Origin of the sequence: Arthrobacter sp. YD2 (genome assembly GCF_030410475.1) — a bacterium.
Taxonomy (GTDB): domain Bacteria; phylum Actinomycetota; class Actinomycetes; order Actinomycetales; family Micrococcaceae; genus Arthrobacter_B; species Arthrobacter_B zhangbolii.
In genome coordinates this window covers 1,056,640-1,070,773 of sequence record NZ_JAUHHB010000001.1, presented here as the reverse complement: position 1 = coordinate 1,070,773, position 14,134 = coordinate 1,056,640, and the positions used below count along the sequence as shown (strand labels likewise).

The window sequence follows — 14,134 nt, the reverse complement described above, 5'->3', positions numbered from 1 at the left end:
CACTGCCCGAACCCGCTTCCCCGCTGGAAGCACAGGTACTGCGTGCCCTCGACGGCGTCCAGGATCCGGAGTTGCGCAGGCCCATTACCGAGCTTGGAATGCTCAAAGGCGTCACCATGGACGACGCCGGCAATGTCGCGGTCCAGGTCCTGCTGACCATCGCCGGCTGCCCGCTGCGCGGCACCATCACTGCCGACGTCGAACGTGCCCTTGCCGCGGTCCCCGGAGTCGCCAGCGTGGGCGTGGAGCTGGACGTTATGACGCCAGAACAGCGCAACGCCCTGAAGGACCGGCTGCGCGGCGGCGACCCCGTGCGCACCATCCCGTTCAACCGGCCGGATTCACTCACCCGCGTCTACGCGGTGGCCAGCGGAAAGGGCGGTGTCGGCAAGTCCAGCGTCACCGTGAACCTCGCTGCAGCCATGGCGGCCCAGGGGCTGCGTGTGGGAATTGTCGACGCCGATGTGCACGGGTTCTCCGTGCCTGGCCTGCTGGGCATTACCCAGCCGCCCACCCGCGTGGATGAGATGATCCTGCCGCCGGTGGCCTACGGGATCAAGACCATCTCCATCGGCATGTTCGTGGACGGCAACCAGCCGGTGGCCTGGCGCGGGCCGATGCTGCACCGCGCGCTCGAACAGTTCCTGACCGATGTGTACTTCGGCGACCTGGATGTGCTGTTCCTGGACCTTCCCCCGGGCACCGGGGACATTGCCATTTCCGTGGGCCAGCTGCTTCCCGGCTCGGAAATCCTGCTGGTCACCACTCCGCAGAGCGCGGCAGCCGACGTCGCTGAGCGGGCAGGCAGCGTGGCCCGGCAAACCGGCCAGAAAGTCACCGGCGTGATTGAGAACATGTCATGGCTGGCATTGCCGGGCGGTGAACGCCTGGAGGTCTTCGGCTCCGGCGGGGGCGCAGCGGTTTCCGGCCGGCTGGGTGACGCGCTCGGGTACCCGGTGCCGCTGCTCGGAAGCATTCCCCTGGACGTTTCCCTGCGCGAGGGAGGCGACAACGGCCGCCCGGTGGCGCTGGGTCCTGACGGCGGCGCCGGAGATGACGGCCGCGGAAAAATCGGTACCGTGGAAGACGGGGACAGGGAAGATACTGTCGGAGCAGATACCACCGGGGAAGATACCGCGGCGGCTGAACTCCGCCGCATTGCACGGAATCTGGCACGCCGGCCCCGTGGGCTGGCCGGCAGGAACCTGGGCGTCAGCCCCGTCTAAAACCGGGCAGGCTGCCTCCGCGGGGGCGGAACGGCTGCCGGGCGGGCGTGCCTCGCTCAGTGCCCCTAGGTGGCCTCGATGTCAAAGGGCGCGCGCTGACCGGCTGCCAGCCGCTCAAGCGGTTTTACCGCGGGCGGGCGGGATGCAGCAGGCGCGGCCGGAGCCTTTGCCAGGCTCGGGGCCGCCCCGGGGCCTGCCGGTGCCGGAGCCGCAGGCCGGGCAGCGGCCGGTGCCGGAGCCGCAGGCCGGGCAGCGGCCGGTTTGGCGGTGTCGTCGAAGTCATCAAGCAGCGCTTCCTTGATGATGCGGCGGGGATCGTACTGGCGCGGATCCATCTTGCGCCAGTCCACCTGGTCAATCTCCGGCCCCACTTCTTCCCGCAGCTGCTCGCGCGCTCCGGTGGCCATCCTGCGGACTTCCCGAACCAGCCGGGCTAGCTGCGAGGCGTATTCGGGCAGGCGCTCAGGACCCAGTATCACCACGGCGATAATCGCCAGGATGATGAACTCGTAACCGTTGATTCCTACCACTCTTGAAGACTACCTTTTCGCGGGAGCCGGGAGCCACTTGCCGCCATTTAGAGCGCCCACCCGGTGCGCGAGAACACGGCCAGCCCGCGGACTATCCGCTCCATGGGTTCGGGCTCGGCGGGCGGCCGGTCCAGGCGGGCGGATTCCATCACCGAGATCTCCTCCACGGCACGTGGCAGGGTCTTCACCGGCAGCGTGGATTCAAAGGTGTAGGTGACGCTTCCCGCGGCTATCACCGTCTGTCCCGGATTCCCGTCCGCGCCGAACACTGCGGGGCCTTCGGTGGAGCCGGTGACCCTGAATCCGTCGGCAGCGACCGCCCGGCCGCTCACCGCGTTGATAACCGGCTGCCGGTCTTCACCGGGCAGCGGATGCTGTTCCACCAGCCGGATCTGTTCTCCGTTGCCGGTAAACCGCATTTCGACGGCGGGGCGGCCGGCCACTTCCAGGGAGCGGGCGGACTCCAGCGTCAGGCCCAGATCCGCAAATTCAGGGCAGGACCATCCGTGCGCCCGCAGCGAGGCGAGCTGCTCCTGTCCCAGTGTGTCGGAGCCGCGGGTTACCGTATGCCAGCCCGCGGCCATGGCTGCCGGTGTTCCGGCGACGGCGGGAACCTCCAGCAGGGTGCCGGCAAAGTAGGCCCCGGCCAGCAACACCGCTCCCGCTGCGGCCACGGCGCCGGCAGCGGCAAGCACATGGCTGCGTCCGTCCAGGCCGGGCTCGGGTGGCGCAGTACCCGTCCCGGTTCCAGCGCCGGCTCCGGCTGCGGCGCTGGCCACGCTGAGGTTGATCCTGTCCTTGAGTTCCGGGCCGGCACCCGGAACCCTCAAGGAGCGGAGGCGGCTGCGGAGCCGCCGCTCTTCGGCCACTCGGGCACGGCACAGGGCGCACCGGGACAGGTGCGCTTCGATGGCCTGCATGCGGCGGGGAGGCAATTCAGCATCAATGTAGTCGCGGAGGTGCCGCGTAGGGTGTCGCACTGCTCAGCTGGCTCCTGCAACCCGGGGAAGCTTCAGGCGCGGCATGCCCGCCGGGCGGGCCTGCGGATCCCTGTGGGCGAGCTTTTCCTTCAGCATTGCCCTGCCGCGGTGGATCCGTGAACGGACGGTCCCCAGTTTCACGTCCAGGGCCCGGGCCACTTCGTCATAGGAGAGACCCTCAAGGTCGCACAGAACCACGGCGGCCCGGAAATCAGGGGGCAGTTCCTCCAGCGCCCTGGCAATATCAACATCGAGGTTGTTGAACTCGAAACTGCGTTCGGGACCCGGTCCGCTGCTCGGCAGGCGGCTCTGGGTCTCTTCGGTCATGCCGTCAAACCGGATGCGGCTGCGGCGCCGCGCCTGGTCAAGGAACAGGTTGGTGGTGATCCGGTGCAGCCACCCGTCGAGGGTGCCCGGCTGGAAGTTCTCCAGGGAGCGGAAGACACGCACGAAGACTTCCTGCGTCAGATCCTCTGCGTCATGCTTGTTGCCGGTCAGGCGGTAGGCCAGCCGGTAGACCTTGGCCGAATGCGCCTCCACAACTTCCTCCCATGTGGGGCGTACCCACTGCGCAGCGGTATCGGTTGCAGCGGTGTCGGCTGAAGTCCTGTCCACTGCAGTGCTTTCCGGCGTAGTCGCCATGGCCTTCCTCCTTCCGTCCAGCCCGGCCGCTTCCCTGCACAGCCAGCCGTCCCTGGCCCTGTCATACCGGTACAGGCCCATCGCGGCGGCTCAAAAGATCCCTGCGGATCGGGAAACGGAATCAGCGTTACCGGATGCGGCAGGCCCCCGGACTTCAGTTCCAACCCGCCCGTGACGTCCGCACATCCAATTAACAATGTTTACGCATGAATCTGGGAGTTGGCTGTTAGCACGCAGTCAGTACGTAGACAAGACGCTCCGGCCGCGCGTACGCGGTTAGTCCGCCGCTGGCCTTAAGCTTGTCAAAGCAACAACCCCTCCGGACCGAAAGTGAACCCCCATGCGCGCCGACAAGCAGACCAGTTGGTCCTACACGGAGGCCCTGCCTACCGAGGATGAGGTGCTGCTCCGCGCGCGTGAGAGGTCCTACGAGCTTGGCGTCAGTGCCGTCTCCAGCGGGGTGGGTGCCGCGCTGACCGTGCTGGCAGCCGCCAGCAAGGCTGCCACCGTGGTGGAAGTGGGCACCGGGGCCGGGGTGTCCGGCGTCTGCCTGCTGCGCGGACTGGGCCGCAACGCTGTCCTGACCACCATCGATTCAGATGTTGACCATCTGCGTGCCGCCCGCGAAGCCTACGCGGAGGCCGGAATTCCCGGGAACCGCACCCGCACCATCTCCGGCAGGGCCGCGGAGGTACTCCCCCGGCTCACCGATGCTGCCTATGACATGGTGTTCATCGACGCAGACAAAGCCTCGTTCCCGCTCTACGTCGACCAGGCCGTGCGGCTGCTCAAACGCGGCGGTCTGCTGGTGGTCAATGACGCCCTGGATCACGGCAAGGTGGCCGATCCGGCGGTGCGCGAAGCAACCACCAATACCCTGCGGAAGGTCGGCAAAGCCATCCGGGAGAACGAAAACCTTGCCTCCGCCATGCTCCCCACCGGCGACGGGTTGCTGCTGGCCGTAAAAACCGCCTAGCGCCGGCGCCCGGGCTCCAGTCCCGGGCACCGTCCCTGCCCCCGGCGCCTTAGCGTCCCTTCAGGCCTTGGCGTCCCTAAGCGCCGGGCTTCGGCTGGCCGGCCAGGTAGGACAGCAGCAGCCGTACGCCGTACCCGGTGGCTCCCTTGGTGAGTTCACGGCTGTCCTTGCCGATGCGTGCGGGACCGGCAATATCAATGTGGGCCCAGGGCACACCTGCGGTGAATCTCTGCAGGAACAGCGCTGCGACAATGGCCCCGGCACCGAACTTCGCCTTTACGGGCGCGATGTGCGCAACATCGGCTATATCGGAGTCGAGTATGGACGCGTAGTCGGAAACCAGCGGCAACTGCCAGACGGCGTCGCCGGAAGCCGCACCTGCAGCTTCCAGCCGGGTCAGCACCTCGGGATCGTCTCCGAACAGCGCTGCGTGATTGTTGCCCAGCCCGACGGCGGCCGCACCCGTCAGGGTTGCCACGTCAATCAGCACGTCCGGCGCGAGTTCAGCTGCGGCGTAGGCCAGGGCATCGGCCAGCACCATCCTGCCCTCGGCATCGGTATTGCCCACTTCGACCGTGGTGCCGTTGTAGGTTCGCACAACGTCGGCGGGACGGTAGGAAGCAGCTCCAATGGCGTTCTCGGCAAGGGCCAGCACAGCGGTTACCTTCACCGGAAGCTTCAGCTCCGCGGCGGCCGCCACCACTGCCAGCACGGCGGCAGCACCTGCCATGTCCGTTTTCATGGTCATCATGGCGTCCCGCGGCTTCAGCGAAATGCCACCGGAATCAAAGGTGATGCCTTTGCCGACAAGGACCACGTGCTCAACGTTGGCGGAGGCGCCCTCGGGAAGGTAGGAAGCCTCCACCAGCCGCGGCGGATGCTCGGACCCTGAGCCCACCGCAAGCAGTCCGCCGAATCCTTCAGCCCTGAGTTCGTTTTCGGTGCGTACGCGCACCGACAGTCCGTTCCGCTCGCCCAGAGTCCGGGCCTGGTCCGCCAGCCATGCGGGGGTGGCTGTCTCAGCGGGGATGTTCGTCAGGTCCCGGGCCGTCCATACGGCCTGCGCGGTAATCAGCGCCCGGGACACGGCGGCGGTGTCCGCGCCGGTAAGTTCAAGATGCGCCGCAATCGGGGCGGGCGCAGGGGTCACGCCTGCACGGGGCACCCGGTAGCCGCCGAGCAGGAAGCCCTCGATGAAGGCCTCCTGCGCTGCCGGCTGGAGCCCGTCCACGGCAGCGGCCCGCACGCGTACGGCCCCCATGGTGGCCCGTGCCAGGGATGCGCCTGCGCGCCTTAGTGCGGCCGGCGACTCATCCCCGACTCCCACGTAGATCAACTTTCCGGGCAGTTCCGGGGCGTCCCGCGGCGGTTCGATGACCAGGATTTCGCCGGGTTTGCCCGTGACCCGGGCGTTCCGGGCCCGTACGGCGACGTCGGCACCGTAGCGGACTGCGGCCTCCACGGCGCCGGGGCGCGGCTGCGGAACCGGAGCTTCTTCGTCCTCGTCCTGTCCCGAACCGGCAGCCGGCGCCGGCGCCATGGCTACTGCCAATACATCCACTCCCTCCCCGGCAGCGGGATGCAGTCCGCTGCCGGGCTCCTTCGTCCCGTCAGCAGAACCCAGCGTCGCCAGGGCAGTGACTTCAGGCAGTGACGCTGTGAGGAAGGGAGAGGCCGCACCGGCGGCCTTGGACGAGGGCTTGGAAGGCAGCTGCATGGGTTAAAGGCTAGCCCGTAACTCCCAAAAGGCATTCCCTCAGCTTGCCGGCCTCTTCAACGTTGAGCTCAACCACCAGACGCCCGCCGCCATCAATCGGCACCCGCAATATGAGGCTGCGCCCCTCCTTTGTAACCTCCATGGGTCCATCACCCGTACGCGGTTTCATCGCAGCCATTTCTAAGATTCCCCTTTCACAGTGCGCCGGTTTTACCGGATCACCTGTAATCCGCTGCCTGCGAAATAAATGATCCCGCGGGCAATTGCTGTCATTATTCCGCACAAGTGCCAGCCAGAGGAAATTTCGTGTGTTCCGTGCCACAAACCTACGGCGGATAGTCCCCGCCTGCCGGAAGCGGCGTCCACCGCCAGAGCCAGGCAACCCAGACAATCTGCAGCACGGCGAAGGTCAGTGCCACGGTTCCCCGGTAGGCACGGGAACGGCTAAGCCACGCGGTGGAAAGCGCCAGCGGGAAAAGCGGCAGCAGCAGGCGGAAGGTGCTCGTCTGCGGGTTCAGGAACACCAGCAGGTACAGCAGGTACGCTGCGCACCAAAGCTGGAGTTCCAGCCCCAGCCGCCGCACCGGCGGTGAGGTGAGGTACAGCGTCACGGCAAGGAGAAGGGCTGCCAGCAGAACGGGGCCAAAAACCGGGCCGACCAGGTTCCGGGCCATGGTCAGCCAGGGCATGAACGGGACCAGATCCCCAAACCGCCAGGCACTCTCGGTATCCGTGTAGGCGCGCAGGTCCCCGGTTGCAGCCCAGGCAAGGGCCGGCCAGGCCAGCGCTGCCGCGCCCGCAGCTGCCGCCAGGGCAGTAAGGCGCCAGGCTTCCGGGGCGGGGAACCCTGCCCGCCGGCGTCGTGCAAGGCGGATGAGCAGAATCAGCCCCACCGTCAGGGCAAAGGGAACACCCACCGGCCGGGACAGGCACATCAGCAGCACCACCGGGATGGCCGTGAGGTAGCGGCGTTCAAGGAGCAGGTACAGGGCACCCGCCAGCAGCAGGAGGTTCAGGGCCTCGGCGTAGGGAATCTGCAGGATGGGTGAAACCGGGAAGACGGCAACAAACAGCACTCCCCACAGGGCGCTCCCGTGGCTTGCCCGCAGCCGGAACAGCCGGTAGATCACCAGGGCCGCGGCAGTGCCCGCCGCCATGGCAACAATCGGCGCCAGCAGGTTCCAGCCGAGGCCGGTCACCGCATCCAGGCCCCGCACCAGCAAGGGAAAAAGGGCATAAAACGCCCACTCGTTTTCAAGCGCGTTCCCGGCATCGTCCCTGGGGACGGTGTCCGGATAGCCGTTCTCATAGATGCGCGAATACCACTCCGCGTCCCAGATATTTATGAACTGCCAATATGACGGGGACGGGCCCCACCACGGCCCGGCCGGTTGGAACCGTGCAACAGCCGCCAGGACCGCCAGCGAGAAGAGCCTCGCACCCACCCACAGGGCGAGGACCTGCAGATACCAGGGCCACCGGAAGAAGACGGCGGCGCTCCGCCGCGCAGCAGTCCGCAGCCGGGCGTGCACCCGGCCGGTTGTGTCCGGGGAGGTTTCCTGCATGCGGTCAGCCACCGTGACGGACCCAGCAGGAGGCAAGGTGGTCATTGACGTACCCGGTGGCCTGGAGCATGGCGTACGCGGTAATCGGGCCGACAAAACGGAAACCGCGTTTCTTCAGCGCGGCGGCGAGCGCCGCGGATTCCGGCGTGGACGCGGGAACCTCCGCGGAGGTCCGGGGAGCCGGCCTGCCTGCCGGGGCCCGGTAGCGTTCGAGCAGGCCGCCAAGTCCGCCGGCATCCGGGAGCGCCAGCAACGCCCGCGCATTGGCAATCACAGCATCGATCTTCGCGGCATTACGTACGATGCCGCGATCAGCCAGCAGCCGCTCCCGGTCGGCGTCGCCAAAGGCGGCGACCGCTGCCGGCTCGAAGTCCGCGAAAGCCGCGCGGAAAGCCTCCCGCTTGCGCAGGATGGTGATCCAGCTGAGGCCGGATTGGAAGGCTTCCAGACTGAGCCGTTCAAAGAGGGCGCGGTCGCCCTCCACCGGCCTGCCCCACTCGGTGTCGTGGTAGTGCTGGTAATCCGGGCTTGCCAGCGCCCACCCGCAGCGCAGCTGCCCGTCCGCGCCGGGCAGGGCGCTCACGCGGACTCTCCGTCCGGCTCCGCGTCCTGACCGTGCCCCCGGCGTTCAGCCTCAAGCCTGCCGATCCGCGCGTCCTTCTCCGCCAGGGCCCGGGCCAGCCGCTCCAGTACCGCGTCCACCTGGTCCATCCGGTACCCACGGGGGGCCACGGAGAGGCGGAGGCGCGAAATGTCATCCGCACCCGGATCCTGCGGCAGCAGCACCGGGGGAAGCCGAGGGTCCGGCTCGGCCAGGCCCTGCACCTCCGCCGGGCCCCGGACCCCGGAATCCTGCTCAGCTGAAGCCGAACGCAACCGGCCGGAGGAGAACGCCGCCGCCACGCCAAGGACGGCAATGGCAAGGAATACCAGAAGGAGTGTCACAGGACCATCGTGCCAGATGCACGCTACGGAGAGACGTGGCCGGCGCTGTCCGCAATCATCAGCCGCACTGCCTCGGCCGGGTCATCCACCACGTGGATGAGCTTCAGGTCGGTTTCCGCCACCATGCCCTCGGCCAGCAGCGTCTCGCGGATCCAGTCCAGCAGCGGGTTCCAGAACTCGGAGCCGACCAGCACAATCGGGAAGGAGGTTACCTTCTGTGTCTGCACCAGGGTCATGGCCTCAAACAGTTCATCCAGCGTGCCGAAGCCTCCCGGCAGGACAATGAAACCCTGGGCGTACTTCACGAACATGGTCTTCCGCACAAAGAAATAGCGGAAGTTCACGCCGAGATCCACCCATTCGTTCAGGCCGGTTTCGAAGGGCAGCTCAATGCCCAGTCCCACCGACAGCCCGTCCGCGCCCACGGCACCCTTGTTCGCCGCCTCCATGGAACCGGGCCCGCCCCCGGTGATCACGGCCAGCCCGGCTTCCGCCAGCAGCCGGCCAACTTCCTCGCCAAGCTTGTAATAGCGCGAGCCCGGCACGCTGCGGGCTGATCCGAAGACACTGACTGCCGGCCCGAGTTCGGAGAGGGTGCCGAATCCCTCCACGAACTCGCTCTGGATCCGCAGCACCCGCCACGGATCGGTATGCGTGAAATGGCTCGAGCCTGCGGAGTCCAGCAGGAACCGGTCCGACTGAGGCGTCAGGGCGGCGCCGCGCCGCAACTCCACCGGTCCGCGCTTCCGCGGGGCGTTCTGGGTCAGGTGCTCTTCACTCGTAGGCATGCCTCTAGGCTAGCCGCGATGGCGCCGCTGGCAACGCGATCATACTCATCGGCCCGCATCATCCGATTTAGGTTGCTCTTGAGTCACAATTACCGCTCCAAGTGGCCCCTGACACATGCCTGCAACATAATCTGGTTAGATTTTCCTTATGACCAGTGACACAACCCCAGGCACGTCCGCGCCTGAATCCGCTGCACCGCTTGTTTCGCTGAAGAACGTGAACAAGCACTTCGGGGACCTCCACGTCCTGCAGAACATCAATCTCGACATCGCCCGCGGTGAGGTCGTCGTCGTGATCGGTCCCTCGGGATCCGGCAAGTCGACCCTGTGCCGTGCGATCAACCGTCTCGAAACCATCGACGACGGCGAGATTACCGTCGACGGCGCTGTCCTGCCGGCCGAGGGCCGCGCCCTGGCCAAGCTCCGCGCTGACGTCGGGATGGTCTTCCAGTCCTTCAACCTTTTTGCGCACAAGTCCATCCTGGACAACGTCTCGCTGGGGCCGGTGAAGGTCCGCAAGTCCAAGCCGGCCGAGGCAAAGAAACTGGCCATGGAGCTGCTGGAGCGGGTCGGCGTTGCCAACCAGGCCAACAAGCTTCCGGCCCAGCTCTCCGGCGGTCAGCAGCAGCGCGTGGCCATCGCCCGCGCACTCGCCATGAAGCCCAAGGTCATGCTCTTTGATGAGCCCACCTCGGCGCTGGACCCGGAAATGATCAACGAGGTCCTGGACACCATGGTCGGCCTGGCCAAGGAAGGCATGACCATGGTGGTGGTCACGCACGAAATGGGCTTCGCACGCAAGGCCGCAGACCGCGTCATCTTTATGGCCGACGGAAAGATCGTCGAAGAGGCAACGCCCGAGGAATTCTTCACGAATCCCAAGAGCGACCGGGCCAAAGACTTCCTGGGCAAAATCCTTTCGCACTAGACCGTCCACGTAATACCGGCAGTACCGCAATACCGGCAGTACCGCAATACCGGGGTTTCACCAGTTGGGGGAAATCCTTATGAGGCTAGGTGCCCCGTTTCACCGGAGCACCGCAATGCAAGGAGAAATCATGCGCAAGACCCGTTACGCCGCGGCCGCAATCGCTGCCGTTGCCGCACTCACCCTGTCCGCCTGCGGCGGGGATTCCGGCTCGGATTCCGGCAGCACCGAAGGCTCCGGCGAGAAGATCCGCATCGGCATCAAGTTCGACCAGCCGGGCCTGGGCTTCAAGGACGGCAGCGAGTACACCGGCTTCGACGTAGACGTCGCCAAGTACGTGGCCAACGAGCTGGGCTACCCCGAGGACCAGATCGAGTTCATCTCCAGCCCCTCCGCACAGCGCGAGAACATGCTCGAGAACGACCAGCTGGACATGATCTTCGCGACGTACTCCATCACGGATACCCGCAAGGAGAAGGTTGCCTTCGGCGGACCGTACTTTGTGGCCGGCCAGGACCTGCTGGTTCCCTCCGACAGCGACATCTCCGGCCCCGAGGACCTGGACGGCAAGAACCTGTGCTCCGTCACGGGCTCCACCTCCGCCCAGAAGATCAAGGACAACTACGCCGCCGGCGTGAACCTGCTGGAACAGCCGAGCTACGCCGAGTGCGTTACGGCCATGCAGGGCGGCTCCATTGACGCCGTGACCACCGATGACATCATCCTCGCCGGCCTGGCCTCCACGGACGCCAACAAGGGCAAGTTCAAGGTAGTGGGCAACACCTTCTCCGAAGAGAAGTACGGCGTGGGCCTGCCGAAGGAAGGCAGCCTCGTGAAGTGCGAGGACGTCAACACCGCGATCACCAAGATGATCGACGACGGCGCCTGGGAAGAAGCCATCAAGAAGAACACCGAGGGAGCCGACTACACCTTCAACGCGGAACTGAACCCGCCGAAGATGGATGCCTGCGCCTAACCAGTACCTCCGGTGCCTGAGGCACCGTCCGTTCCACCCCGCGGCCGGGAAAGCACTCCGCTTTCCCGGCCCGGGCTTCGTCCACCATAAAGAGGTGAAACATGGAGGGTTTTACTGCCCTCTTCGAGCAGTACGACGTCGTCGGCGCTTTCTGGGTTAACATCCAGCTCGCGTTCTGGGCGGCTCTCTGGTCGCTGATTCTGGGCACCGTCCTCGCAATGATGCGGATCTCCCCGATCCCCAGCCTGCAGTGGTTCGGTGCTGCCTACGTGAATATCTTCCGGAACACCCCGCTGACCATCATCATGGTGTTCGGTTCGCTCGCCCTGTGGTCGCAGCTGAATGTCAGCCTGTCCTCGGACTTCACCACCAACTTCTTCCGCCTGGCGGTCCTGTCCCTGACGGTCTACCACGCGGCCTTTTTCTGTGAAGCCATCCGCAGCGGCGTCAACACGGTTCCGCTGGGCCAGGCGGAAGCCGCCCGGGCCATCGGCCTGGGCTTCCTGCCCGCCGCACGGATTATCATCATGCCGCAGGCCTTCCGCGGCGCCATTGCCCCGATGGGCAACGTGCTGATTGCCCTGGTGAAAAACACCACCGTGGCTGCCACGGCCGGCGTTGCCGTGGAAACCTCCAGCACGATGAAAACAATGATTGAGTTCTACCCCAACCTGATGACGCAGATCTTCCTGACCTTTGCCATCGGCTACGTCATCATTGTCATCCCCATCGGCCTGCTCACCACCTGGGCCTCGAAGAAACTGGCGGTCGCACGATGAGCGCACAGAACGTCCTGTTTGATGCTCCGGGACCCAAGGCACGCCGGAACATCCGAATCGCCAATATCCTGGGCATCCTGCTGGTCCTGGGGCTGCTCTGGGTGGCAGGATCCGGGTTGGCGGAAAAGGGCCAGTTCGAGGCCGCCAAGTGGACGCCGTTCCTGGAATGGGGCACCTGGCAGTATTACCTCCTGCCGGGCCTGCTTTCGACTCTGAAGGCTGCCGCCGTCGCCGTCGTCGCCTCCATTGCCTTCGGCCTGCTCTTCGGCATCGGCCGGCTTTCCACCTTCAAGCCGATCAGCTGGGCCTGCGGGATCGTGGTGGAATTCTTCCGCGCCGTACCGGTGCTGCTGATGATGGTGTTTTTCTACCAGTTCCTCTCGAAGTCCACGTCGGTGGATCCGGCACAGGTGCCGTTCTGGGCCGTGGTCATTGCCCTGACCCTGTACAACGGTTCGGTCATTGCCGAACTGGTGCGCTCCGGCGTGTTCGGCCTCCCCAAGGGCCAGCGTGAGGCCGGCCTGGCCATTGGCCTCACCCCGGGACAGTCACTGCGCTCCATCGAAATGCCGCAGGCGCTGGTGGCCATGCTCCCTGCACTGCTGAGCCAGTTTGTGGTGATCCTGAAGGACTCGGCACTGGGTACCTTCATCGGCTACACCGAGCTCCTCGAATATGCCCGCCGCCTGGCATCCGGCGAAGGCAATATCCTGCCGGCACTGCTGGTCACGGCGGCGATCTTCATCCTGCTGAACTTCCTGCTCACGTTCGCGGCGCAGCGCCTCTCCCGGCGTCTTGGTGCCCGGGCCGGGAAGCTGCTCAAGATCGAAGACACCATCGAACCCGAAGGAGTCGAGGCTCCCGCTCCGGTGAAATAGCCGACGGACCCGGAACGACACGAAAAGGGGAGGACAGGCGTACGCCTGTCCTCCCCTTTTGTGCGTCCTGTTTGAGCCTCGTCCCGTCCCGGACGGGCAGGCTCAGCTCAGCCAGGTGCGCAGCGACGCCAGGCACGTGCGGATGGCGGCGGCGTCCACATGTTCGTTGTCCGTGTGGGCCAGCAGCGCATCCCCCGGCCCGAAGTTCACCGCGGGAATTCCCAGCGCGCTGAACCGGGCGACGTCGGTCCATCCGTACTTGGGCTTCGGCTCTGCGCCCACGGCGGCGACGAAACTCGCTGCTGCCGGGAGGGTCAGGCCAGGGCGGGCGCCGGCGGCGGCATCGGTGCGGACCACGTCGAATCCGGCCAGCAGGTTCCGGACATAGGCTTCGGCCTCCGCGACGCTCTTATCCGGGGCGAAGCGGTAGTTGATTTCCACCGTGGCGGCATCGGGGATGACGTTGCCTGCTGTTCCGCCCCATACCTTTACCGCGTTGAGCGATTCCCGGTAATCGAGTCCCTCCACCGATACGGTGGCGGGTGAGTGGTCGCGCAGCCGCACCAGGATTTCAGCGGCGGCGTGGATGGCGTTCTCCCCCATCCAGGCACGGGCGGAGTGTGCCGCCCTGCCGGTAGTGGTGGCGTGGAAGCGCATGGTGCCGTTGCAACCGCCCTCCACGGTCCCGTTGGTGGGCTCCAGCAGGATCGCGAAATCCGCCCTGAGCCACTCGGCGTGGGACTCGGCCAGGCGTCCGAGACCGCTGAGGGACGCATCCACTTCCTCGTGGTCATAGAAGATGTAGGTGACGTCCCGGGTGGGATCGGTGAGCGTGGCTGCCAGTGCCAGCTGGACCGCCACCCCGCCCTTCATATCCGTTGCGCCGCGGCCGTACAGGACGTCCCCGTCCCAGGACGGCGGCACGGTTCCCCGCGAGCCGGGGACAGTGGGCAGCGGCACGGTATCCAGGTGCCCGGCCAGGATGACCCGCTCGGTCCGTCCGAGGTTGGTCCGGGCCACCACGGAGTCCCCGTCCCGGGACACCTCCAGGTGCGGGTAGGCGCGCAGCGCGTTTTCCACGGCGTCGGCAATGGTCTTCTCGTTGCCGGAGACGCTCTCGATAGCCATGAGTGCGGCCGTAAGTTCCGCTACGTCGTCGGTAAGGTTCAGGGAAGGCACAGCTGTATCAGTCACCGTCCCACAG

The 14,134-nt window shown here is 66.2% G+C and carries 16 protein-coding genes; 6 read left to right on the top strand and 10 right to left on the bottom strand.

Annotated elements, in window-relative coordinates; all coding sequences use genetic code 11:
* The first annotated feature begins 2 nt into the window (after positions 1 to 2).
* Positions 3 to 1,226 (top strand): Mrp/NBP35 family ATP-binding protein, encoded by a 1,224-nt coding sequence (locus QWJ37_RS05255; RefSeq protein ID WP_290244833.1) that lies wholly within the window; start codon positions 3 to 5, stop codon positions 1,224 to 1,226.
* Positions 1,227 to 1,291: 65 nt separating this feature from the next.
* Here the strand turns inward: QWJ37_RS05255 and QWJ37_RS05250 are convergent, their stop codons facing one another.
* From QWJ37_RS05250 to sigE, 3 genes are read right to left on the bottom strand one after another with little or no spacing between them, the layout of a single operon-like run.
* Positions 1,292 to 1,756: a Sec-independent protein translocase TatB gene (locus QWJ37_RS05250; RefSeq protein WP_290244506.1), complete on the bottom strand. Its 465-nt coding sequence runs from the start codon at positions 1,754 to 1,756 to the stop codon at positions 1,292 to 1,294.
* A gap of 47 nt (positions 1,757 to 1,803) precedes the next feature.
* The gene (locus QWJ37_RS05245; RefSeq protein ID WP_290244504.1) at positions 1,804 to 2,736 is read right to left on the bottom strand and encodes a zf-HC2 domain-containing protein; all 933 of its coding nucleotides are present in this window, start codon (positions 2,734 to 2,736) and stop codon (positions 1,804 to 1,806) included.
* Between the two features lie 3 nt (positions 2,737 to 2,739).
* Positions 2,740 to 3,378: an RNA polymerase sigma factor SigE gene (gene sigE / locus QWJ37_RS05240; protein ID WP_290244502.1), complete on the bottom strand. Its 639-nt coding sequence runs from the start codon at positions 3,376 to 3,378 to the stop codon at positions 2,740 to 2,742.
* 340 nt (positions 3,379 to 3,718) lie between these two features.
* On the opposite strand from sigE, the gene QWJ37_RS05235 reads away from it, so the two are divergent.
* Positions 3,719 to 4,354: an O-methyltransferase gene (locus tag QWJ37_RS05235; RefSeq protein WP_227903644.1), complete on the top strand. Its 636-nt coding sequence runs from the start codon at positions 3,719 to 3,721 to the stop codon at positions 4,352 to 4,354.
* A 76-nt stretch (positions 4,355 to 4,430) separates the two neighbouring features.
* Here the strand turns inward: QWJ37_RS05235 and QWJ37_RS05230 are convergent, their stop codons facing one another.
* The 6 genes from QWJ37_RS05230 to QWJ37_RS05205 form a co-directional block, all read right to left on the bottom strand.
* Positions 4,431 to 6,071, bottom strand: a complete 1,641-nt coding sequence (locus QWJ37_RS05230) for a leucyl aminopeptidase family protein (RefSeq protein WP_290244499.1) — start codon at positions 6,069 to 6,071, stop codon at positions 4,431 to 4,433.
* A 10-nt stretch (positions 6,072 to 6,081) separates the two neighbouring features.
* Complete coding sequence (locus QWJ37_RS05225) at positions 6,082 to 6,249, bottom strand: DUF3117 domain-containing protein (protein WP_227903647.1); 168 nt, start codon at positions 6,247 to 6,249, stop codon at positions 6,082 to 6,084.
* A gap of 148 nt (positions 6,250 to 6,397) precedes the next feature.
* Positions 6,398 to 7,636 (bottom strand): hypothetical protein, encoded by a 1,239-nt coding sequence (locus QWJ37_RS05220; RefSeq protein WP_290244496.1) that lies wholly within the window; start codon positions 7,634 to 7,636, stop codon positions 6,398 to 6,400.
* 4 nt (positions 7,637 to 7,640) lie between these two features.
* Positions 7,641 to 8,210 (bottom strand): DNA-3-methyladenine glycosylase I, encoded by a 570-nt coding sequence (locus tag QWJ37_RS05215; protein ID WP_227929594.1) that lies wholly within the window; start codon positions 8,208 to 8,210, stop codon positions 7,641 to 7,643.
* A gap of 5 nt (positions 8,211 to 8,215) precedes the next feature.
* Entirely contained in the window at positions 8,216 to 8,581 is a 366-nt protein-coding gene (locus tag QWJ37_RS05210) for a DivIVA domain-containing protein (protein WP_290244494.1), read from the bottom strand.
* A 23-nt stretch (positions 8,582 to 8,604) separates the two neighbouring features.
* A complete protein-coding gene (locus tag QWJ37_RS05205; RefSeq protein ID WP_227903653.1) occupies positions 8,605 to 9,369 on the bottom strand; it encodes a TIGR00730 family Rossman fold protein in 765 nt (254 codons plus the stop codon).
* Positions 9,370 to 9,517: 148 nt separating this feature from the next.
* On the opposite strand from QWJ37_RS05205, the gene QWJ37_RS05200 reads away from it, so the two are divergent.
* From QWJ37_RS05200 to QWJ37_RS05185, 4 genes are all read left to right on the top strand, one after another.
* On the top strand, positions 9,518 to 10,297 hold the full coding sequence (locus QWJ37_RS05200; protein ID WP_227903655.1) for an amino acid ABC transporter ATP-binding protein: 780 nt from the start codon (positions 9,518 to 9,520) through the stop codon (positions 10,295 to 10,297).
* 130 nt (positions 10,298 to 10,427) lie between these two features.
* Positions 10,428 to 11,273 carry a glutamate ABC transporter substrate-binding protein gene (locus QWJ37_RS05195; RefSeq protein ID WP_227903658.1) on the top strand — a complete coding sequence of 282 codons (846 nt, stop codon included), beginning with the start codon at positions 10,428 to 10,430 and terminating at the stop codon, positions 11,271 to 11,273.
* Between the two features lie 101 nt (positions 11,274 to 11,374).
* Positions 11,375 to 12,052, top strand: a complete 678-nt coding sequence (locus QWJ37_RS05190; protein ID WP_227903660.1) for an ABC transporter permease subunit — start codon at positions 11,375 to 11,377, stop codon at positions 12,050 to 12,052.
* Positions 12,049 to 12,930, top strand: a complete 882-nt coding sequence (locus tag QWJ37_RS05185) for an amino acid ABC transporter permease (RefSeq protein ID WP_227903662.1) — start codon at positions 12,049 to 12,051, stop codon at positions 12,928 to 12,930. Before QWJ37_RS05190 ends, QWJ37_RS05185 begins: the two co-directional genes overlap by 4 nt.
* Before the next feature lie 102 nt (positions 12,931 to 13,032).
* Here QWJ37_RS05185 and dapE read toward each other — a convergent pair whose 3' ends face one another.
* On the bottom strand, positions 13,033 to 14,124 hold the full coding sequence (dapE, locus tag QWJ37_RS05180) for a succinyl-diaminopimelate desuccinylase (RefSeq protein ID WP_290244488.1): 1,092 nt from the start codon (positions 14,122 to 14,124) through the stop codon (positions 13,033 to 13,035).
* Between the last annotated feature and the right edge of the window lie 10 nt (positions 14,125 to 14,134).

Excerpts from the sequence above, each read along its gene's own strand:
- QWJ37_RS05220 (WP_290244496.1), bottom strand. The coding sequence starts at position 7,636 with ATGCAGGAAACCTCCCCGGACACAACCGGCCGGGTGCACGCCCGGCTG.
- QWJ37_RS05235 (WP_227903644.1), top strand. The coding sequence starts at position 3,719 with ATGCGCGCCGACAAGCAGACCAGTTGGTCCTACACGGAGGCCCTGCCT.
- QWJ37_RS05190 (WP_227903660.1), top strand. The coding sequence starts at position 11,375 with ATGGAGGGTTTTACTGCCCTCTTCGAGCAGTACGACGTCGTCGGCGCT.
- QWJ37_RS05200 (WP_227903655.1), top strand. The coding sequence starts at position 9,518 with ATGACCAGTGACACAACCCCAGGCACGTCCGCGCCTGAATCCGCTGCA.
- sigE (WP_290244502.1), bottom strand. The coding sequence starts at position 3,378 with ATGGCGACTACGCCGGAAAGCACTGCAGTGGACAGGACTTCAGCCGAC.
- QWJ37_RS05230 (WP_290244499.1), bottom strand. The coding sequence starts at position 6,071 with ATGCAGCTGCCTTCCAAGCCCTCGTCCAAGGCCGCCGGTGCGGCCTCT.
- QWJ37_RS05185 (WP_227903662.1), top strand. The coding sequence starts at position 12,049 with ATGAGCGCACAGAACGTCCTGTTTGATGCTCCGGGACCCAAGGCACGC.
- QWJ37_RS05205 (WP_227903653.1), bottom strand. The coding sequence starts at position 9,369 with ATGCCTACGAGTGAAGAGCACCTGACCCAGAACGCCCCGCGGAAGCGC.
- QWJ37_RS05195 (WP_227903658.1), top strand. The coding sequence starts at position 10,428 with ATGCGCAAGACCCGTTACGCCGCGGCCGCAATCGCTGCCGTTGCCGCA.
- QWJ37_RS05225 (WP_227903647.1), bottom strand. The coding sequence starts at position 6,249 with ATGGCTGCGATGAAACCGCGTACGGGTGATGGACCCATGGAGGTTACA.